The organism is Rhizobium leguminosarum bv. viciae USDA 2370, from assembly GCF_002008365.1.
Lineage (GTDB): Bacteria > Pseudomonadota > Alphaproteobacteria > Rhizobiales > Rhizobiaceae > Rhizobium > Rhizobium leguminosarum.
Genome location: NZ_MRDL01000032.1, coordinates 137,622 through 158,266 on the forward strand (window position 1 = coordinate 137,622; position 20,645 = coordinate 158,266).

General features: G+C 59.3%; 20 protein-coding genes. 11 read left to right on the plus strand and 9 right to left on the minus strand.

All coding sequences use genetic code 11. The features are described 5' to 3' along the window. Positions 1–125: 125 nt before the first annotated feature. The 3 genes from speB to BS629_RS14310 all read left to right on the plus strand — a co-directional run bounded on the left by speB (position 126) and on the right by BS629_RS14310 (position 3,056). Positions 126–1,088, plus strand: coding sequence for an agmatinase (speB, locus tag BS629_RS14300; protein ID WP_018241559.1), 963 nt, complete (start codon positions 126–128; stop codon positions 1,086–1,088). A gap of 60 nt (positions 1,089–1,148) precedes the next feature. Further along, complete coding sequence (gene argC, locus BS629_RS14305; protein WP_018241558.1) at positions 1,149–2,081, plus strand: N-acetyl-gamma-glutamyl-phosphate reductase; 933 nt, start codon at positions 1,149–1,151, stop codon at positions 2,079–2,081. Positions 2,082–2,264: 183 nt separating this feature from the next. Next, on the plus strand, positions 2,265–3,056 hold the full coding sequence (locus BS629_RS14310; protein WP_018241556.1) for a sulfite exporter TauE/SafE family protein: 792 nt from the start codon (positions 2,265–2,267) through the stop codon (positions 3,054–3,056). A 25-nt stretch (positions 3,057–3,081) separates the two neighbouring features. On the opposite strand, the gene BS629_RS14315 is transcribed toward BS629_RS14310, so the two are convergent. Then, the gene (locus BS629_RS14315; RefSeq protein WP_018241555.1) at positions 3,082–4,185 is read right to left on the minus strand and encodes a COX15/CtaA family protein; all 1,104 of its coding nucleotides are present in this window, start codon (positions 4,183–4,185) and stop codon (positions 3,082–3,084) included. A gap of 115 nt (positions 4,186–4,300) precedes the next feature. Here BS629_RS14315 and BS629_RS14320 point away from each other — a divergent pair, with 115 nt between their 5' ends. Beyond that, the gene (locus tag BS629_RS14320) at positions 4,301–4,510 is read left to right on the plus strand and encodes a DUF2842 domain-containing protein (protein ID WP_018241554.1); all 210 of its coding nucleotides are present in this window, start codon (positions 4,301–4,303) and stop codon (positions 4,508–4,510) included. 119 nt (positions 4,511–4,629) lie between these two features. Continuing rightward, entirely contained in the window at positions 4,630–5,868 is a 1,239-nt protein-coding gene (locus tag BS629_RS14325; protein WP_018241553.1) for a GNAT family N-acetyltransferase, read from the plus strand. Positions 5,869–5,874: 6 nt separating this feature from the next. Here BS629_RS14325 and BS629_RS14330 read toward each other — a convergent pair whose 3' ends face one another. Next, the gene (locus BS629_RS14330) at positions 5,875–8,043 is read right to left on the minus strand and encodes a GumC family protein (protein WP_018241552.1); all 2,169 of its coding nucleotides are present in this window, start codon (positions 8,041–8,043) and stop codon (positions 5,875–5,877) included. A gap of 190 nt (positions 8,044–8,233) precedes the next feature. On the opposite strand from BS629_RS14330, the gene BS629_RS14335 reads away from it, so the two are divergent. From BS629_RS14335 to BS629_RS14360, 6 genes are all read left to right on the plus strand, one after another. Further along, positions 8,234–8,809, plus strand: a complete 576-nt coding sequence (locus tag BS629_RS14335) for a polysaccharide biosynthesis/export family protein (RefSeq protein ID WP_018241551.1) — start codon at positions 8,234–8,236, stop codon at positions 8,807–8,809. A gap of 3 nt (positions 8,810–8,812) precedes the next feature. Continuing rightward, entirely contained in the window at positions 8,813–9,982 is a 1,170-nt protein-coding gene (locus BS629_RS14340; RefSeq protein ID WP_018241550.1) for a glycosyltransferase family 4 protein, read from the plus strand. A gap of 73 nt (positions 9,983–10,055) precedes the next feature. Continuing rightward, the gene (locus tag BS629_RS14345; protein WP_018241549.1) at positions 10,056–11,618 is read left to right on the plus strand and encodes an undecaprenyl-phosphate glucose phosphotransferase; all 1,563 of its coding nucleotides are present in this window, start codon (positions 10,056–10,058) and stop codon (positions 11,616–11,618) included. A 181-nt stretch (positions 11,619–11,799) separates the two neighbouring features. Then, positions 11,800–11,997, plus strand: coding sequence for a hypothetical protein (locus tag BS629_RS14350; protein ID WP_077988283.1), 198 nt, complete (start codon positions 11,800–11,802; stop codon positions 11,995–11,997). 219 nt (positions 11,998–12,216) lie between these two features. Continuing rightward, positions 12,217–12,756, plus strand: a complete 540-nt coding sequence (locus tag BS629_RS38325) for a hypothetical protein (protein WP_143529703.1) — start codon at positions 12,217–12,219, stop codon at positions 12,754–12,756. 293 nt (positions 12,757–13,049) lie between these two features. Further along, entirely contained in the window at positions 13,050–13,316 is a 267-nt protein-coding gene (locus tag BS629_RS14360) for a spike base protein, RCAP_Rcc01079 family (RefSeq protein ID WP_077988285.1), read from the plus strand. Here BS629_RS14360 and BS629_RS14365 read toward each other — a convergent pair whose 3' ends face one another. The 7 genes from BS629_RS14365 to BS629_RS14395 form a co-directional block, all read right to left on the minus strand. Further along, a complete protein-coding gene (locus BS629_RS14365; RefSeq protein ID WP_077988286.1) occupies positions 13,317–13,565 on the minus strand; it encodes a hypothetical protein in 249 nt (82 codons plus the stop codon). It lies immediately after the preceding gene. 283 nt (positions 13,566–13,848) lie between these two features. Continuing rightward, positions 13,849–14,268, minus strand: coding sequence for a hypothetical protein (locus BS629_RS14370; protein ID WP_077988287.1), 420 nt, complete (start codon positions 14,266–14,268; stop codon positions 13,849–13,851). Continuing rightward, on the minus strand, positions 14,265–14,753 hold the full coding sequence (locus tag BS629_RS14375; RefSeq protein WP_077988288.1) for a hypothetical protein: 489 nt from the start codon (positions 14,751–14,753) through the stop codon (positions 14,265–14,267). The genes BS629_RS14370 and BS629_RS14375 overlap by 4 nt, the downstream gene beginning before the upstream one ends. A 113-nt stretch (positions 14,754–14,866) precedes the next feature. Further along, positions 14,867–16,303, minus strand: a complete 1,437-nt coding sequence (locus BS629_RS14380) for a hypothetical protein (RefSeq protein ID WP_245315084.1) — start codon at positions 16,301–16,303, stop codon at positions 14,867–14,869. Next, positions 16,294–16,572 carry a hypothetical protein gene (locus BS629_RS14385; protein ID WP_245315085.1) on the minus strand — a complete coding sequence of 93 codons (279 nt, stop codon included), beginning with the start codon at positions 16,570–16,572 and terminating at the stop codon, positions 16,294–16,296. Before BS629_RS14385 ends, BS629_RS14380 begins: the two co-directional genes overlap by 10 nt. A 654-nt stretch (positions 16,573–17,226) precedes the next feature. Beyond that, positions 17,227–19,674 (minus strand): phage/plasmid primase, P4 family, encoded by a 2,448-nt coding sequence (locus BS629_RS14390; protein ID WP_077988290.1) that lies wholly within the window; start codon positions 19,672–19,674, stop codon positions 17,227–17,229. Continuing rightward, complete coding sequence (locus BS629_RS14395; protein WP_077988291.1) at positions 19,671–20,114, minus strand: hypothetical protein; 444 nt, start codon at positions 20,112–20,114, stop codon at positions 19,671–19,673. The genes BS629_RS14390 and BS629_RS14395 overlap by 4 nt, the downstream gene beginning before the upstream one ends. Between the last annotated feature and the right edge of the window lie 531 nt (positions 20,115–20,645).

The following is a 20,645-nucleotide window of genomic DNA, read 5'->3' on the forward strand; positions in this document are numbered from 1 at the left end:
AGGGGATCGGCCAGTTCCTTCGCGAGAGAACCGCCGCCTGGCACCCTCACGTCAACGGCGATCATGCAATGCAGCGTCCGCATCGAACGCGACTACGGTTTTGCGACCGAAAAAAGGAGCATGACTTGGCGAACAGATCGATTGACCACGCCTTCACGGCGACCAGCCTCACCTCCGCTGCCAGCGACCCGACATTTGCCGGCGCCCTGTCCTTCATGCGCCGCCGCTTCACCAAGGAACTCGCCGGCGTCGACGTTGCCGTCTGGGGTATTCCCTTCGATGCCGCGACATCGAACAGGCCGGGCACACGTTTCGGGCCGCAAGCGATCCGGCGCGCCTCGGCGATCTTCGACAATGATGCGCAATATCCCTTCCACCGTGATCTCTTCGCCGAAATGGCCGTGATCGACTACGGCGATTGCCTGCTCGATTATGGCAATCATCAGGACACGCCAGCCGCTATCGAACGACAGGCGAATGTCATCCTCGACAGTGGCGCCTTCCTGCTGACGCTCGGCGGCGATCATTACGTCACCTGGCCGCTGCTGAAAGCCCATGTGGCAAAACATGGGCCGCTGGCGCTCGTGCAGTTCGACGCGCACCAGGACACCTGGTTCGACGAGGAACGCCGCATCGACCATGGCTCATTCGTGGCGCGGGCCGCCCGCGAGGGCATCATCGATCCCGACCGCTCGATCCAGATCGGCATCCGCACCCATGCGCCGGAGGATTGCGGCGTCAACATTCTCTACGGTCATCAGGTCGAGGAGATGAGCGCCAGCGATATCGCCTCGGCGATCATCTCCCACACACGCGGGGCGCCGGCCTATCTCACTTTCGATATCGATTGCCTCGATCCGGCCTTTGCGCCGGGCACCGGCACGCCGGTTGCCGGCGGACCGTCGAGCGCCAAGATCCTCTCGGTACTGCAGCGCCTGCACCAGCTCGATATCCGCGGCGCCGATGTCGTTGAGGTGTCGCCGCCCTACGATCATGCTGATATCACCGCCATTGCGGGGGCAACGGTGGCGATGTATATGCTGGGTCTTCATGCTGAGCGACGCGCCATCGCCGTGTCACAAGGCTGACCTATCATCCTCAAACTGAATCCGGAAACCTTCAGAACCCATTGAAAGCGCAGGTTTAACATGGCACCGAAAATCTTCATCGACGGCGAACACGGCACGACGGGTCTGCAGATCCGCACGCGCATGGCCGGCCGCCGCGATGTCGAGCTTCTGTCCATACCCGAAGCCGAGCGGCGCAACGCCGCCATGCGCGAGGACATGCTGAACAGCGCCGACATCGCCATTCTCTGCCTGCCCGACGATGCGTCGAAGGAAGCGGTGCAGATGGTTTCGGCCAACAACAATGTGCGCGTCATCGACACCTCGACCGCCTTCCGCGTCAATCCCGGCTGGGCCTATGGCTTTGCCGAGATGGACGGCGCGCAGGCCGACAGGATCAAGGCCGCCCGTTTCGTCGCCAACCCCGGCTGCTATCCCACCGGAGCGATCGGCCTCATCCGGCCGCTGCGCGCCGCCGGCATTCTGCCCGACGGCTATCCGGTCACGGTCAACGCGGTCTCCGGCTATACCGGCGGCGGCAAGCAGATGATCGCGCAGATGGAAAACCCGGATCACCCGGATGCGATCACCTCGCCGCATTTCCTCTATGGCCTGCCGCTCACCCACAAACACGTGCCCGAGATGACCGTGCACGGCCTGCTCGACCGCGCGCCGATCTTCTCGCCGTCGGTCGGTAAGTTCGCGCAGGGCATGATCGTGCAGGTACCACTGCATCTCGACGATCTCGCCGAGGGCACGACGATGGAAAGCATCCATGCCGCACTCGTCGCCCATTATGCCGGCCAGGATATCGTCAGTGTCGTGCCGCTGACCGAAAGCAAGGCCCTGCCCCGCGTCAACGCCGTCGAGCTCGAAGGCAAGGACACGATGAAGCTCTTCGTCTTCGGCACCTCAGGCGCTTCGCAGGTAAACCTCGTGGCGCTGCTCGACAATCTCGGCAAGGGCGCCTCGGGCGCCGCCGTCCAGAATATGGACCTGATGCTCGCCTCATAAGGCGCGAGCGGCGACATCGACGTCGATGCCGCTCAGGCTTTGTGTCGATCTCTTCATCATGATCTTTCTCGCGGCTGCTTGCCTCGGCCGCCGTTGCATCGCTTTCACCTCGATCATCGGCGACGATTGGGCTATGAGAGCGGACCTTCCTCGCTGCCAATCCCGAATCACGGAGCCGATGTCATGACGCTGGATGCGCTTATCGCTGGCGTAAGCGCATGGTTTGACGCCGCCCTTCCCGATCATGGCATCTATGCGCTGATGGCGTTTGCCTTCATCGCCGGGCTCGCCCGCGGCTTTTCGGGCTTCGGCGCCGCATTGATCTTCATTCCGCTCGGCGGTGCGATCGTCGGGCCGAAGCTGATCTCGCCGATCCTGCTCGTCATCGACGGCATTGCGGCGCTTGGGATGATCCCTCCCGCCTGGCGCGGCGCCAACCGGCCCGAGGTCTTCGTCATGGCGGCTGGCGCCGCCGTCGGCGTGCCGGCCGGCACGGCGATGCTGGCTCTGCTCGATCCGATGCTGCTGCGCTGGAGCATCACGATCATCGCCATCACCCTACTCGCGCTTCTCGCATCCGGATGGCGCTACCACGGCGCCCCTTCTGCACCGCTCAGCAGCAGCGTCGGCCTGATCGCCGGGCTTTTCAGTGGCGCCGCACAACTCGGCGGACCGCCAGTCGTCGCCTACTGGCTTGGCGGCAAGAGCGACTTCACCCGTGTCAGGGCGAATGTCGTGCTCTACTTCTCGATCTCGTCCGTCTTCAGCGCCATCAGCTATTATGTCGGCGGACTTTTCGTGCCTGCCGTCTTCGCGCTGACCGCCGTGATCCTGCCGAGTTATGCGGTCGGGCTCTACGGCGGCTCGAAACTGTTCGGGCTTGCCGAGGAGCGGACCTTCCGCATCGCCTGCTACATCCTGATAGCCGCCGCCGCGATCATCGGCATGCCGCTGCTCGATGGGGTGTTGCGATAGATCCGCCCCGAGAAGGCAGCTCGCTTCAATCGCGTTCGGCGATCATCGTCCCATGCGGATATTCGCCGTAAAAGCCGCGCCAATTGGCGACGGCGAAACCGAAAACCACCAGCGCACCGGCTTGGTGCAGCAGGCCCCAGTGAAGCGGCACCTGCATCAGCAGCGTGGCGATGCCGATCGCCGCCTGCAGCGTCACCAGCGCGAAGAGCAGGACGGCGCGGCGTGCATGGGTGGTCCAAGGTGCTGCGCGAAGGGCGATCACCATGTTGATCAGCGTCAATGCGAAGAGGGTATAGGCGCCGATGCGGTGGATGAACTGCACCGTCTTCGGGTTCTCGAAGGCATTGATCCAGAAGGGCTGCTGGATCAACAGATCGGAGGGGATGACGGCGCCATCCATCAGCGGCCAGGTATTGTAGGAAAAACCGGCGTCGAGCCCCGCCACCAGCGCGCCGAGATAGATCTGGAACAGTGCGAAAATGGCGATCGCGGCGGCAAAACCGCGCGAGCTTCGTGCCGGCGCCGGATCATCGGAATGTCTGGCGAGACCACGCATGATCCACATGCAGCCGGCAAAGATCAGGCAGGCCATGACGAGATGCGTTGCCAGCCTGTACTGGCTGACGTCGGTGCGGACGGAAAGGCCCGAGGACACCATCCACCAACCGATAAAACCCTGCAGGCCGCCGAGCGCCAGGATGCCGACGAGTGGCCAGCGCAGACGCTTTTCGATCCGTCCGGTCAGCCAGAAATAGATGAGCGGCAGCGCGAAGATCACGCCGATGCCGCGGGCGATCAGCCGGTGCGCCCATTCCCACCAGAAGATGCCTTTGAACTCATCGACGGTCATGGAATTGTTCAGCTGCTGAAATTCGGGAATACGCTGGTAGAGGCGGAATTCCTCCTCCCATTCGGCAGCCGACAGCGGCGGGATGACGCCGTGGATCGGCTTCCATTCGGTGATCGACAGGCCGGAATTGGTCAGCCGCGTGGCGCCGCCGACGAGGACGAGACAGAAGAGCGCCAAAAGCACGAAACCGAGCCAGAGGCGCAAGGCGCGGCGGTCACGATTTTGTCTGCGCACTTCGCTCAGGATCGCCTGTTCCGTGGTCGGGTTTGCGACGGCCATGATGTCTCCTTCTACCCGGCAGTTGATTTGCCCCACCGGCTCATGCAAAACAAGCCCCGAACCTTTGCGGCATGCCGTCGCGCCGGTTCGACCCATCCATTGCAAGAGATAGCCGATGCCCATCCGCCTCCGCAAATTTATCGGCACGATCCTGATCATCGTGCTCGTGCTCGTCTATGCGCTGGTGGCGAATACGATCGCGGTGGCAACGCTCGGCAACGCGCCCTGGTGGGGACACTTGCTCTACTTCCTGTTCACCGGCCTGCTTTGGGTGTTGCCGGCGATGGTGCTCATCAAATGGATGGCCGGGCCGCCGCAGAAGTAGGGCCATTAACGGCCGAATAACCGTGATCCGCGGAAAACCTCGTCCATCGCGTGCGGTTAAACCAAATATACGTCTGGCATACCTACCTTCCCGTTCAGCATTCTTGACCGGAGAAAACCGTGCAGACGCAAAAGCTCGATGTCCATGAACAGCCGTCCGACAAGGCGCTGGCCGAAGCGGCCATTTCGCGCCTGCGCCAGCTGAGCATGAAACTCGCCATGGCCGAAATCGACATCGAAGTCTTCGATACGATGCAGCCGCTGGAGGATGAGTGGCGGGCGCTGGAGCGCGACAATCTCCAGTCCCTGCATCAGAGCTACGACTGGTGCACTGCCTGGGTGAGCGCCTTCCAGCGGCCGCTTGCAATCCTCAAAGGCACCCATGCCGACCAGACGGCTTTCATTCTGCCGGTCGAAATCGTCAAGTCCCGGGGGCTCGCGGTCGCGAAGTTCATCGCAGCCGATCACAGCAACATCAATACCGGCCTGTTCTCCGAGAGTTTTGCAGAAAGCGGCGGAACCATCGACGCCGGCAAATTCGCCGGCCAGCTTCAGCAGGCACTCAAGGGCCGGGCCGATCTGCTGCTGCTGCAGAACATTCCGCTGGAATGGCGCGGGCGACAGACCCCGCTCACGGGGCTGCCGATCGTGCAGAACCAGAACCATGCCTACCAGCTGCCGTTCTTTCCCACGTTCGAGGAAACGCTGAAGCAGCTCAACGCCAAGAACCGGCGCAAGAAATTCCGCGTTCAATCGAAACGTCTCGAGGCGGCCGGCGGCTTCGAATACCTCATTCCCGGGACATCGGAAGAACAGCACCGCCTGCTCGATATCTTCTTCTGCCTGAAGAGCGCCCGCTTCGCCAACCTCGGCCTGCCCGACGTCTTCGCCGACAGGGAAACGCAGGCCTTCCTGCACGGCCTGCTCGACAAGCTGGATGACAGCAAGCAGTATTTCGGGCTGCAGATGCATGTACTCCGGCTCAAGGACGGGCATGAGGGTAAGATCGCAGCGATTTCAGGTATTTCGCGCAAGGGCGACCACATCATCTGCCAGTTCGGCGCGATCGATGAAGAACTCGTGCCGGATACGAGCCCCGGCGAATTCCTCTATTGGCAGACCATTTCGGGACTGCATGGCAAGGGTGTCGCGCTGTTTGATTTCGGCCTCGGCGACCAGACCTACAAGCGCTCCTGGGCGCCGGTCGAGACCCCACACTACGACGTGGTGCTGCCGGTCTCGCCGTTCGGTGTGATCGCCGGCGCCGCGCACCGGATCGTCACCCGCGGCAAGGCGCATATCAAGGCGCGCCCGAAGCTCTATAAATTCACCCAGGGCATCCGGGCACGGATCGGTTGATCCCGTTCATGCCGCCCGGCCGAGCGTCTGCTCGGCCCCTTCGCCGCCTGACATCAGCACGACGCGCTCATAGCCTGCGGCCTGGAATTCCGTCATCAGTGCAACGAAAATGGTCTCCTCGACCTCAGGCAGCGAGAGGATGATCTCGACGTCCCGGCTGCGCGTCAGCCGCGAGACGCCAGCGACATCGGCCGAACCGCATTCGACCACCACGAGATCGTAGGCGGCGGCGAGCGCATCGAGAAGCAACGACAGCCGGTCGACACCGCGCATGGCGCGGCGCACGTCGCTCTGGCCCTGAGGGATGAGATGGCCATCGGAAAGGCGGTCGCCGTGGATCGTATCGCCGAAGGCGGCCTCACCGCAAAGCAGATCGGTGACGCCGAGGGCGGCCTGGTCCTCGGCCATCAGTTCTGTGGGGTAGCCGGAACCGGTCATGTCGATCAGGATGACGCGGCGGCCGGCGTCGGCGAGCATGCGGGTTAGCGAAACCGTCGCCGCCGAGCCATTGTCACCAGTCGGAGATATGGCGATTGCCAGCGGCGCGCGGCTGCCAGTCAGATAGTCTGCAACTGAGGCGACGGAGAATTCATTCTCATCCTCTGGCGCCTCCTCGGCAGCCTCCGCGTCCTCGGTCGCATACTCTTCGTCCGCGACAACGGCGAGCATGCTCGGCTGAACGGGTTTTCTGGCGGGAGTGGCAATCGGAGCAGCCTGCGGCACATGCTTCTCCTCGACGACCGCTTCTGCCTCGATTGCCTCCGGGGTCACATCTGCTGGGCGGAGCGCCCGGCCGCTGAAGAGTTCGGCCAGCATAACGACGATGGCGCTCATGATCAGCGTCGCGACAGCAGCGACGACAACGATCGGCACCACCTTGGGGAAATAGGGATCGACCGGCTCAACAGCCCTGGAAACGATCCGCGCATCCGCAGGGCTCGAATTGCTGTCGGCACGGGAGGCGGCCTCGCGGTAGCGCACCAGATAGGTTTCGAGCAACTGACGCTGGGCGTTTGCCTCACGCTCCAGCGCATTGAGACCGACCTCGTCCTCACCGGCGCGCGCGCTCGTGGCCTGCACCGTCTCCGACTGTCGCTCGAGTTCGCTCGCCCTCAAATCCGCGACCTTGGACTCGTTCTCGATGCTTGCCAGGATCTTCTGCGTCTCCTGGCGGATCTGGGTGCGGATATCCGAGAGCTGAGCACGCAGGCTTTTCAGCCGTGGATGATTGTTGAGAAGGCTGGTCTGCAGATCGGAGATCTGCGATTGCAGGCCGGATTCCGTCCCCTTCAGCCGCTGGATCGCCTGTGAGGACATGATGTCGGGCAGCGTATCGAAGGCCTCGCCCGAAGACAGTGCGTTTCGCACCGCCTGCGCCCTCGCCTCAGCATTGGCCTTGTCGCCCCGCACGCGGGTCAGCTCGGCGGAGATATCGTTCAATTGCTGGGCCGGAAAAGTGGTCGTGCCGTTCGTCTGCAACAGCCCGTGCGACGTGCGGTATTCGGCGACCTTCTTCTCGGCTTCGCTGACCTTCCGGCGCAGGCCTTCGATCTCCGGCTCCAGCCAGCGGGTCGCCTCGGAATTGGAATCGAGCTTGGCGCCGCTCTGGGTCGAAAGGTAGACATTCGCCATGGCGTTCGGAATGGCGGCGGCGAGCTTCGGATCCTTGGAGGTGAAATTGATGCCGATGACGCGTGAACCCGGCACCTGATAGACCTGCAGGCGCTCGACGAAGGCGTCGATGACGCGCTCTTCAGGCGGATTTTCCAGCGGGTTCTTCTTCAGGTGCAGCTTCACCAGGATACTGCTCATGGCCGAGCCGCTGGCGGCATCGTCAAATTCCGGCAGGTTATAGAGCTTCAGGTCGTTGATGACCCTCTTGAGGAGATCGGCCGATTGCAGAAGCTGCACCTGGCTGGCGATGTTCAGTTCATCCATCAGCGGACCGGCGCTGGCGTCATTGATCTGCTGCGTGCTGGCGAAGGCCGGCGCTCGGGGTTCGATGAGGATGCGTGTTTCGCTGCGATATTGCGGCGACATGATTTTGGCGCCGGCAAAGGCGACACCCGCCCCCAGGAGGGTGATTGTCAAAATCCGCAGACGGCGCGCCCAGACCGCACGGACCAACTGGCCGAGGTCGATGTCCACATCCTGATCACGAGCTACGCCGGACATGCTCTTACTCCACAACAAAGGTGCCGTAAGCGTAAACGACCATGGTAACTCAACGGTTAATGGCGATCTCGCCGAGAAATGAGCGATGATCGATGAAGGAAACCAGGAAATTGCAAGCACCCTTTACCGGGCATTAACCCTAACGGATCGATAACGACTGCACCGAGTTCATTTTTGTGAGCACAAGCGGATGTCTGTCGTCCAGCCCAAGATCCTTTTGGCCCTGAGCCTTGCAGCCATGATGGCGGCATTGGGCGGCTGCACGACGTACAAGCCGGCACCGAAGGCCTTCAACGAGGCGACTATTCAGCCTTATACGCTGGACAGCGGCGATCGACTGCGCATCACCGTCTTCGACCAGCAGAGCCTTACCAACACCTATACGGTGGATCAGGCCGGCTATGTCGCCTTCCCGCTCATCGGCCAGGTCCCTGCCCGCGGCCGAACCCTGCAGCAACTCTCGGGACAGATAGCCCAGAAACTGCAGCAGGGCTATCTTCGCGATCCCGACGTCACCATCGATGTCGATCGCTATCGTTCGGTCTTCATCATGGGTGAAGTCGGCCAGCCCGGCCAGTATGCCTATGTTCCCGGCATGACAGTGCAGAATGCCATCGCGGTTGCCGGCGGCTTCACCAGCCGCGCCAACCAGCGCATGGTCGATGTCACGCGCAAGATCAATGGACAGGTGCTGACCGGCCGCATCAATATATCAGGGCCGATCATCGCAGGTGACACGATCTACGTTCGCGAACGGCTTTTCTGAGCGATGGAAAAACAGCAGCCGCTCCGCATCCTTCATTGCTTCAGGTCACCGGTCGGCGGAATTTTCCGCCATGTCCGCGATCTCGTCGAGGAGCACAGCAAGGCCGGCCATGAAATCGGCATCCTCTGCGACAGCTCGACCGGCGGCGAGTACGAGGACAGCCTGTTCGATGATATCCGTCCCTATCTCTCGCTCGGCCTGACACGCGTGCCAATCCGGCGTTCGATCAGCCCGTCCGACATTGCGACGATGTGGGACACATACAAGAAAATCAAAAGTTTGCGGCCGGATGTGCTGCACGGACACGGCGCCAAGGGCGGCGTGCTCGCGCGACTTGCCGGCTCAGCGTTGCGGGTGAACAGGTATCGCGTAGCCCGCCTCTATACCGCGCATGGCGGAAGCCTGCATTATTCGCGCTCCTCCCTCGGAGGACAGTTCGTCCTCAAGATGGAGCGCCTGCAGGAATATTTCACCGATGCGCTGGTCTTCATCTGCGAATATGAGCGCGATACCTACGCGCGCAAGGTCGGGCGGCCGCGGACGAAGACGAGACTGATCTACAACGGCATCGGCGAGCGCGATTTCGAGCCGATCCCGACCCGCTCGGATGCCGTGCATTTCATCTATGTGGGAATGCTGCGGGACCTCAAGGGTCCCGATCTGTTTGTCGATGCCTTCGCCAAAACGGAACGGCTGCTCGGCAGGCCACTGTCGGCGCTGATGATCGGCGACGGGCCGGATCGCGACCGCTACCGCGAAATGATGGTCGAACGCGGCCTTGGCAAACGCATCGGCATGCTGCCGGCAATGCGGGTCCACGAAGCCTTCTCCATGGCGCAGAACCTCGTCGTTCCCTCGCGCGCCGAAGCCATGCCCTACATCGTGCTCGAGGGGCTCGGCGCCGGCAAGACGATCATCGCAAGCCGTGTCGGCGGCATTCCCGAGGTGCTTGGCGCCGACAGCGCAGCCCTGGTGGAGCCCGGTAATTCCGACGATCTCGCCCGCGTCATGGCGGAAACGCTGAGCACGCCCGATTGGCACACCAGGACGATGCCGAAGCCCGAGGCGGTGAAGGCGGTGTTTTCATCCGCCGTCATGGCACGCGATGTCCTGAAATTGTATCATGAGCTTGTCAACCCGGCTGCCAGCCAAGCAATGCCCGTCGCCTCGTAAATATTTCTTAGGGGCTTTCTGGTACTTCGCTTGCTGACAACGAGCGACGATGCCCCATGAACAAGCTGGCCCCATGAACAAGCTGGAAAAAGGCGATCAATTCGACGTCGAAGCGCTGCGCAAGCAGGTCTCCGACATCGAAGTGCGCGGCGACACGGGTGAGGAGAAGCCTTCCGACCCGACCGAAATCAACCCCTATGCCCGGCAGATTGCCGAACAGTTCCGCGACGGAACCAATTCGCCTGCCATCATCATCGGGCAATTGCGGCTGCTGGAATTCCTGGCGCTCTTCGCGATCGCCCTGATCGTCCACTATTTCTGGCCCGGCGACGGCAGCGATTCCCTGCTGATGCGGACCGGCATGGCGGCGATCGCTTCGGCCTTGACCGTCATCAGCCTGCAGCTGGCCGACACCTACACCATTCCCGCGCTTCGGGCGAAGCTGCGGCTGATGCCGCGCATCGTCGCCTCGTGGACATTCGCGCTTTTCCTCACAGTCGGGCTGTTCGCGCTCTTTCGCGGCACCACATGGGCGATGGTCGACGCCTATATTCCATGGTTCGCCGCAGGCGCGCTCTTCCTTGCGGCCGAGCGTTTCCTCGTCGCCTACGGCATCCGCAACTGGGCGCGCAACGGCCTCATGGAACGCCGCGCCGTCATCGTCGGCGGCGGCGAGCCGGCCAAGGCCCTGATCCGCGTCCTCGAACAACAGGCCGACAACGACATCCGCATCTGCGGCATCTTCGACGACCGCGGCGAGAAGCGCTCGCCGATCATGGTCGCCGGTTATCCGAAACTCGGCACCGTGGCCGAACTCGTCGAATTCGTACGGCTGACGCGCATCGACATGCTGATCATCGCCCTGCCCCTGTCGGCCGAGGCCCGTATTTACGACCTTTTGAAGAAGCTCTGGGTTCTGCCGGTCGATATCCGCCTTGCCGCGCATGCCAACCGGCTGCGCTTCCGGCCGCGCGCCTATTCGCATGTCGGCTCGGTGCCGATGCTCGATATTTTCAAGAAGCCGATCCGCGACTGGGATTCCGTCGCCAAGCGCGGTTTCGACATCTTCTTCGCGCTCGTCGCGCTTGCGCTTCTCTGGCCGATCATGGTCGCGACCGCGATCGCCATCAAGGCGACATCGGAAGGCCCGGTCTTCTTCATGCAGAAGCGCCACGGCTTCAACAATGAAATCATCAACGTCTTCAAGTTCCGCTCGATGTACACCAACATGGCCGATCCCACGGGCAAGGCCGCGGTGACCAAGGGCGATCCGCGCGTCACCCGCGTCGGCCGCTTCATCCGCAAGACCTCGATCGATGAACTGCCGCAGCTCTTCAACGTGCTGAGAGGCGATCTCTCGCTGATCGGCCCACGCCCGCATGCCGTTCTCGCCCAGGCGCGCGACCGCGCCTTTGGCGACGTCGTCGAGGGTTATTTCGCCCGCCACCGCGTCAAGCCCGGCGTCACCGGCTGGGCACAGATCAACGGCTGGCGCGGCGAAGTGGACAATGACGAGAAGATCAAGTTCCGCACCGCTTACGACCTCTATTACATCGAGAACTGGTCGCTCTGGTTCGATCTCAAGATCCTGTTCCTGACGCCGATCCGACTGCTCAACACGGAAAACGCCTATTGAGCGCGAATGTCAACGGAACATTCTTGTATGTTTTCAGCCGCTTAGACATTGGTGTCCAAGGGCAGTGTCCAAATTGCGTAGGTGAGTGTCCGTGAGCAATCGCCAACGTCCGTAGACGGACACCAAGATAACTCTTAGGATTGCGCCCTATCCAAACGTCAATTCAAAGGGGAAATCTTCAATGGGCGATTCAAACGCAGATATTATTGAGCGAGTTGGCAAGGCCATGCAAGCTGCAACAGCCGCGTATTTTGCCGCTGAGACGCAGACGGGCGGTCCAGTTGGCTATATGCAGTTCGGCAAGCCCGAAAGGGTTTCGGTGACCATTCACATTGAAGGAGCGTCTATCACCCTGGAGATGCCGGTAAAACGCGGTTAGCAGGGCTAGGTCCGTTAGCTCGCATTTGATGATCACGGAACAAGACTGAAGTTACCTTCTGAGGTAATCCATGAAGTGATTTCCCGTCACTTAGGATTTCGGCATCAAAGGCGAGTAAGCGCGGCAGCTGTGTGAGGCTGATTATTTTAAGTTGCACGCTCTCGTCTTGTTCGTCGTTCATTGCTATGACAGTCGCGTTACGCAACTGCAGGGAGCAGCATGTTTAAGTTAGCGCGAATAGATTTGGCAGGGTTCAAAGATCTGCTTACACAGTGGGAACCACACTTTGACGGCGATTCCGGTCTCTTGTATGATCACTGCCGTCCGTTTCTCGATCATGCTGAACGCATCTGCGGGGAAAAGCCACAAGACCCGACGTATGGCATATGGGCGCTCATCGATGAGAATGGTGGCAAAAAAACCTATGAAGGTTTTACCCATATCAACCACAAACTTCCTCGAACTCCACACGCGGAAGTCCGCCTAGTTTGGAATGCGCTTCATCCCCGATATGAAAATGAATTAAAACCGGAAACATTAGCGCAATTTACCGTTTCTTATATCGTTGGAGCGATAAAGCTTGCAAAAGGCGATCTTTTAGCGCAATCAGTTCGCATCTATCTTGGAAATGCAACTGATAGAAGCTACGCGCAAGGAATTGTCGCTTCAATGAAAAGCGAAATGAATGGGACGTCTCCCATTGAATTTGCTGGAAACTGGTTACATATTGTTGACGTGACCAAGATCGACGTATCCTAATGGAGATCGAAATGTTTGTCGCCGCTCTGAAGAAATCTTGCTTAAATTCAGCGAAAAGCTTAGGCACCGATATCAAGAAAATTTCGTGGCTTATGAGCAATCAATCGCGAATTGAGTATACGGACGATCAATCGAAGGCTGCGTGAGTCGCCTTTAATATGCGCCATTAGCCGCCGCGAGGCGGCTTTTGTGTTTTTAGGTAGCGCTTTAATCGTAGATGTTTTGTAGCGTCGTATTCAATGCCCGGGATCATCAGTAAAATCGCCTCAAGGAAACTTGAGGGATACGACACCGTGGGCATTCTCGCCGAACAACTGAAAAACCAAAAGGAAGCGCAGGTTCCGCAAGGGATCGTTTCCGTCACACCGTCCGATACGGTGCCGCTTACCAAGCCGATCCGCGCGTTCATGGTGACCGCGCCGGGCAACGTCTCGGTTCTGATGGCTGACGGTTCCACCGGCGTTTTCCCCGGATGCGTTGCCGGTACTCAGTACATGGGCAAGATTCTTCGCATCAACACGAACGGCACCGTGGCGACTGGCATCAAGGGCTTCATTTAGCTAGCCGATTTGCTTGATGACTTCTTGACGAAGCCAAATCCGGTACTGCGCGCCCCATTCGACCTGGGGCGTTTCTTTCTTTTTCGATCGTGCCCAATCGCGGCAACTGCGAACAGCTTCTCTCGCTTCGGCCAAGCTAAACCCGAAACGTTCGGCTATCGCTTCGAGCCCATAGGAATCTGACAGCATCAGAATCGTCCGGCGCTGACGATCATTTAAAAGCTGCTCTTGTCTCTGGCGTTTTGCCATTCTTCACTTTCACCAATTGAAAACGGCACCGCCCGAAGACACTGTAGGTTCATCTTCGGGCGGATCAATCGCGGCGACGGTCGAAACGCTCAGATCGCGGCGATGATTGATGGCGGCGGGAACTGTTCAGGACTCCCGCCGCCTGATGGCGCGCAAAGGGGCAAACGCGTCATCAAGGAGAAAGAGCAAGCCGACCGGGCCTATTCGGCTTGCTGAAAAACGTCGATCGACAATCGGGCCACATCGCGAGTGGCCTGTGCCCCCGATCAACGCCGGACTTTCGTTAACGCCGGTTTGCTTCGGCGAAACGGCGCTTGACGGCTTCTTCCTCGTCGCGGTCGTACGCGTCAGCGACCGCGACGGGATCGTCTTGCAACAGCTTTTGCGCCGCTTTCCCGATGCTAACGGCGTGGCGTTCCGCATAAGATTTCGTCAGCCGTTCGTAATGGGTTTCGTTGCTCATGTTGTGGGGTTCCTCATTATGGGATTTGGTGATGGCTTCGCCACGGATCGCAGCGAGCAATTTGGATATCAGCGCCTTCCCTTCCGGGCTCACTTCACACGGATTGAATGTCGCCGGAGGCGTAACGACCGGGTCGGCTGATTTCATTATGGTTACGAGCGCCCCGGACTGCGCGGGGATCGTGACGCCGCTGATTTCCCGGAGCGTCAGGTTCTTCACGATCTTCCGTTCCGGCTTCATGGGGACTTACCTTTGCGCGTCGGTTTCGCATTGGTCAGATCGAACACCTGAAGGAACTTCAAATCATGCTCGGTCAGGCTGAGACCACCGCGAACAGGCATTCTCAGGTAATAGCCAACGCCGGAATGTGTGATGGCGCTGCTCGGTGCCGAGTTATGTTCGAAGACGTTGCCGGCACCCCACTTTTCAGGGGCGATGCGGCGAATTTCGCGTGCAAGCTCGACACGGGCGCGGAGATGTTCGGAAACTTCAGCAAGAAGCTTGTCGATCGCGGCGGTGTGGACCATCAATTGCCGCGCTGATGCGTCGGCTTCGGCATGTCGTTCCGCCCGGTTCGCTGCCTGCTCAGCTTCGCGCTTCTCAGCCGCGACGCGTTCAGCTTCTTCTTGCTGATCAAGGAGAAGCCTTTGCTGCGCTTCGTAGAAGCTTTTCAACTTCTCAAGCTCGGCCTGGATATTTTCGGGGTTGGCAATCGTCGTGCCCATGTATTAATCTGCCATTTCTGTTTTGCTGACAGTCAATATAGCCGCCGGATAACCCATTGCCTACGGGTTCACCCGGCGGCTTTACTGTGTCTATAGTTGACACCCGACAACACTTACCAATCGACTAGCGGAATCAGTTGTGGCGCAACCAACATCGGCGGTGCGACCTGTCGACGAACAGCTTCAATCGCCGCACCACACACCGAAACGGCCACGTCATCATGACCACCGGGGGGATGCCCGATCAGTTCCCGGCCACCGCGCGAAGACCGGCGTTCGAGCGCGGCAAGCTGACGGATCACCACGGCATGTTCGACAATCCCGATGTTCTGTGAGTTGAACATCGGGACGGCGGCGGCAAAGATTTCGGACGCCGTCTTCGGCGACAATCGATATTCGATGTTGCGCTTCCGGAACTGTTCGCGCGGCCACTCGCCCGCGTATCGGTCGCCGGTAACGGCTGCGATCCCGTATGTCGCCAAAAGCTCGCAAAACTCGGCTGCGACCGCTTCCGGGCTGAACGGCGGCTTGCGTTCCCGGATTGCATCGATGACTGCGACACTCTTTTCGGCATGGGCGATTGCCAGTGTGAAGCTATCAACACTACCGCCTGACGGATCAACGAACGCGACATACTTCACACCGGCGACTGGTGCGCGTTCGAATGTCCCGTGATCGATGGAGCTATCAACGACTTCAGCGGTCAGGAGGGAAGAAATACCGTCCCGGAATTCGGCTCCATATTCGGCAGCGGCGCGGAAAGCGTCCTTCTCATAGGCACGATCGACAACACGTTGCGGCAGAGTCGGATTGAAGGTTCGTGAAGTCCCTTTCGCAACGATGACGGTCGGATCGCCGTTCGGTCCAAAGTGCTGACGATACGATGTCCACAGTTCGCCCTTCTTGGCCCAAGGCGACGAAAACATGTAGAGCAAACCGCCGGTCGTACCGAGCGCCGGACGCGCAGCATTCAGGATTTCCACATCGGCATTCGCGCTCGTTTCATCGTTATGCCATGTGGATATTTCGTCCGCGCACACCAGCGGACTTGTCACCCCACGGATCGTGCGAAACGACGCCGGCCGAACGGAAACGTCGCAGCGGGTTTTGAGCTTGATCATCTCTGTGTTGGATGTTTCGATCTGCCTCGACAGGACCGGGGACTCTTCCAAGACACCGAGAACAGCTTGAAACGCGTTGTTCGCTTGAATCGTTGAACCGGCAAGGATCGGAATGACCGCGCGTTCGCCAGCGGCGAGGTAGTCGTGAACGCATAGAGTCGCCACGTATGCGGCAAGCGTCCCGGCTGAACGGGTCTTTCCAGCGCGACGACCGAGAACAGCCACCAGTTCGTCAGCTTGAACGCCCGGTTCGCGGTCGCGCCCCGTGATCATGTGGAAGACTTCCCGCTCCTGATCGGTCAGTTCCTCTCCCATCGCAGCGATCAGAAGGGTTCGGTGCGGAAGCCACGTGTCGCCGGGGAGTGCTGAACCAAGTAGGTCCGACCGCTGAAGGGCGTCGCGGATGGGAACACGCTTGTTCAGGGACATGCAGCGCCCCCCGATAGGTAGGCGTCTAGGTCGGTGATGTCCTTCGCAACACGTTCAAGCCCCAAAAGCTGTGCGTCTCGACGGCGGGCGTTTGACAGCGTGGCTATCTCGGCAAGGCTGACCGGTTCGCCACGAAGCCACCGGGCGTTCGCATCCGTGACGATCGCGCTCATGATAGCCACAGAGTTGACCAGTTCGCGCTTCAGGGCGCTTAGGCTATCCATGCCGCCAAGGTCCGCCGCAATCGCGTCACGGAGCGCATAGGCCATCTGTGCGGCGCTCGTGCGCCCGTCCAGGTCGTCAAGCGTGAGCAACCTCGCCTTTGTGCTTTGCGAGTGGGTGGCTTTGGATGGCCTTTCGTTTTGTATCGTGGGCGCAACGCCCGGTAAGTTCTGCATTCAACACCTGTATTCGGCACCATTGGGCACTATCATACGGCTCAAACGGATGATTGCCTATTGTTTACAGTTGTTTAGAAGTGCTCATAGATGTTCAGTTTACGCCTTCAATGGGCGTTGTCGGCGCATTTGTCGGATAGTCACAGGTGGCGCGCGAAGAAAAAGTCGGCTGATCGGTCTTTGCGGACGTTCGCGTTCCGAGCGCTCAAAATGAACCAAACGAACTGATCTTCGCTGATGGACCGGCTTCGTCATGTCCACAACAGCGTCGTGACGTTTGTGACGTTTGTGACGTGTTTGCTGGTTAAGCTGCTATAGGATGAATCTGAACGATGTAACGAACGCTGATGCTTGGATTCTATTTCGTTTTATATGTCGAATAATACGTCACAAACGTCACAAACGTCATTTCCGTTGTTATTTCAAACGATTGCTAAATGACGTTTCCCATTCCCGAACGTCACACTCATCGATCAAACGTCACAACGAACTAGCCCCGGCGTTTTAACCGGGGCTACTGTTGCTTTAGGCCGCTGCGAATGATCGACTTGTATCACCCGGTGGCGGCAACGGTCTGAACGAACGACCTTTCCAGCCGCGCGTTGCGCCTGACCTTGATTCCATCAGCCCACGTTTGCGCAACTGCTTCCCGAGCCTTCGCATGTTGCCTACCTCATGACCGTTAGAGCTTGCCCAAAACGTCCACGAACCGAAGATTTCGGAGTTCGAAGCCACAGCCGTCGAATCAAGGGTCGATACGTCCTCCAGCCACTGACCAACCACATCTTCGGAGTCGATGTATTCAGCGGTGGCGCGCAAGACAGCATCAGGGGCTTGAAGCCCGAGCGACTGCCATTCGACACAGCCATTCAATGCCCACCGAAGAATCCCCGGCCATTCCGCGCGAAGTTTTTCGACAAGATGCTTGTCGCGTTGCTCCGGTGTGACCGTGGTCGTGAATGGTAGGAAATTGAAACGGCGACGAACGTCGTTCCCGGCGCTGGTGAGACTTGGCGGTTCGTTACACGCAAACAGCAGTTTGCAAGCCGGAGTAAATTCGAAGGGATCGCCACGCATGGAATTCGCTTGGATGGGATCGCCCGCCGAAATCTGTTTGATGCGGCCAAGGTTCCAAGTGACCTGATCGGGCATTTCCGGGACGGAAACAAGCCGTTTGCCCTTCAATGACGCAATGAACGTCAGGTGCTGAGAGTTCCGCGTGTTGACGAACGTTTCGGTTGCAGCGGTCGTCGCATAGCTTGCAAGTAAGCTGCCGATCGTTGACATGAACACGCCCTTACCGTTGCCCCCATGACCGTGAAGAACGAAGACGGCGTGTTCCGCTGAAATGCCGGTCAGACTGTAGCCGACGACGCGCTTCAGATAGGAAATCATCGCACTATCGCCCCCCGTGGTCGTGTGAAGGAACCGGAGCCACGTCGGGCAGTCCTCTTCAGCGGATGGCGCAACGGCGGTCATTTGTTTGAATCGGTCTTCGGGCGTAGCTTTGCGAACGATCCCCGTTCGGAGGTCAATCACTCCTGACGGTGTATTCAATGACCAAGGGTCGCGATCGAACTCCGTCAGTTGGACATGCATTTCCGGGTTCGCTTCGGCCAATGCCTGCGTGTTGCGGATCGTTGGCAGCGACCGAATTTTGTTGCGCTGCGCCACGCTGATTTCAGGAAGGCGTTCAACTAGGTCGGCGCAGGTCTTACGGATATCATCGCGAACCGTATAATCATGACGCCATACGGCCCCGTCGAACCGCAACCACTCGCCCGTTTGCGGGCAATACCTGATCGTATCCGAGTGGGTTCGAACGAAGAACTGGGAAATCTGATCTTCCGAAGCCCCAACCTCGTCAGCTTGCAAGCTGACGCTTGTCATTCCCGGCAATCCAGGAAGGCCGGGCAGCGTCGCCGGCGCGGCGGTGCGGGTCTCGCGGACCACATTGTAAAACGAGCCGGAGCCTTTCAGCGCCTTGCCGATGGAGATTGCCCGATAACTGTCCCTGTCCCATTTGTCGCGCATCAGCCCGGACTTGCGGAACAGCCGATCCATGCGCCGGGCGTCGCGGCCGGTGTAGAATGCCAGATGGGCAAGCAACGCTAAATCGGCGTCAGACCGGCCGAACACATCCGAATCAGACGGATAGAACTTTTTCATCGCTTCGGGGTCGCCGGTCCACAGATCGCGGAACGACGCCTTGTTGCCGAACATGACGTCGTTGCTTCCCTTACTCGAAAGCATCAGCCGAATAAGTTCTTCATCGCTCGCCGGCCCGGTGTATCCGTCGCACGGACCGTCCGGCAGTTCTTCGATGTGGCTTTCAGCAACCGGTGACGCCGGGAAGGCGGCTAGGAGCGCCGCCGGCGCGTATGTCGCACCATTGAAGGGCACCGACAGCCCGGCGGGTGACGGAACGCGCCCTAGAGCTTGCTTGCGCTTGTCAGGGTGATTGATTGTGCCGGGAAGGCGTAGCAACCGATCGACGTTCCAGCAATGGTCGGCTTGGAAGCGATCGGAGATTCCCCGGTTGATTTGTTCGATCGTGGCGACGTCGGTCGATTCGGTCAGCCACCACAGCCCTTGAAGCCCGTTGCCCGAATCGATGACCACGGACGGCGCACCGCGTGCGATCAGATCAGCAAGCGCGGCTTCTTTGTCCCATGCGGGGTTATCCTTCGGCGGGTCGATATCGACATGCGCGCAACGAATGCCGACAATGTCGGTTTTCTTCGGCTTGTTCTTGCTGAACCCGGTCGGAACGAAATTCACCGTCCAATAGGTGTTTCTGCCCTTCGCGTTTTCGGCCTGGACCCACGACACGGCGGATTGCCAGTCGTTGCCGAACCAAGCGCCGCTAACGGCGTGCGCCGGGTCGAATGCGTCCGGAGTAATGGCGACCACGTGAATCGAGCCGGAAGGCGCAAGGTAGTCGCGAAGGAATGTGTCAAGCTGATCGCTCATGCCTCACCGCCGATCACGTCGCCGAAAAAGCCTATCGGATCATCGATTGCGACATGGACAAGGTCAGTGCCAGCGATTGAAAGCCAGTGCTCCACCCGCTCCGGGGTCGTCACGACGATCGCTGCGTGTCGATTGTTTCGAACGGCTGAAATGAGGGCTGGCATCAGGTCGCCTACGTTGGCGGGCCTTGTTATTAGCGTCCACGTCGGAGCGGCGTCGCAAAGTTCCGTCAAAGCAGTAGCGGTCACTTCATCTGACAGGAAAACGACCGAAGCTTCGAATGGAACGCGAACGCCACGCGTCAGCGCTATGATCTCAACGCCGTTATTTTCGCATATCGCCATTGCAGCTGAAGCTAGATCAAGTGGCCCCTCGAACGGGCCGGGGTGGTATAGAGCGCGCGGAACTTGAATCTCCGCGCCGGAGATATTGCTTCCCATTTAGTGCATTTCCTAATTTCGCTGAACTTCACAGCCGCTTCGACTCTCCAACCGAAGCGGCTGTTTCTGTTGAACTCGAAAATTTCTCCGGCTTTCGAGGTATCTCATAAGCTTACTGCGCAGCTTGGAGTCGCTTTGCTTCCCAAGCTTTGATGGCCGATACCGGGATGACAACCCGTCGTCCGATCCGAAAAAATCCGGCGCTTCTCCGCGAATTCTCATGTTGTACCAAGTACCCCTTCCGATGTCGTATCGGTTGCAAAACTCGGTGACTGAAACTGCACTTTCTATCTGATGGCTCATGGTGGACCTTATTGCTGTTGCTTCAACTACAATGAAGATAGTTGAACGGTTCCCACGGTTCAATACCTCTTACTTTTCAATGGCTTGCGTTTATAAGTCGTTTCCGAATTTTTTGTTGTCGCTTGTCAACAGCCGTTGTCGCTTGTCAACATCTACTGGTTGCAATGACTTAGCGCAATTTCAGGGTTATCCAGTCAAAAATGGTGCGGGCATCGGCGAGGTAGGAAA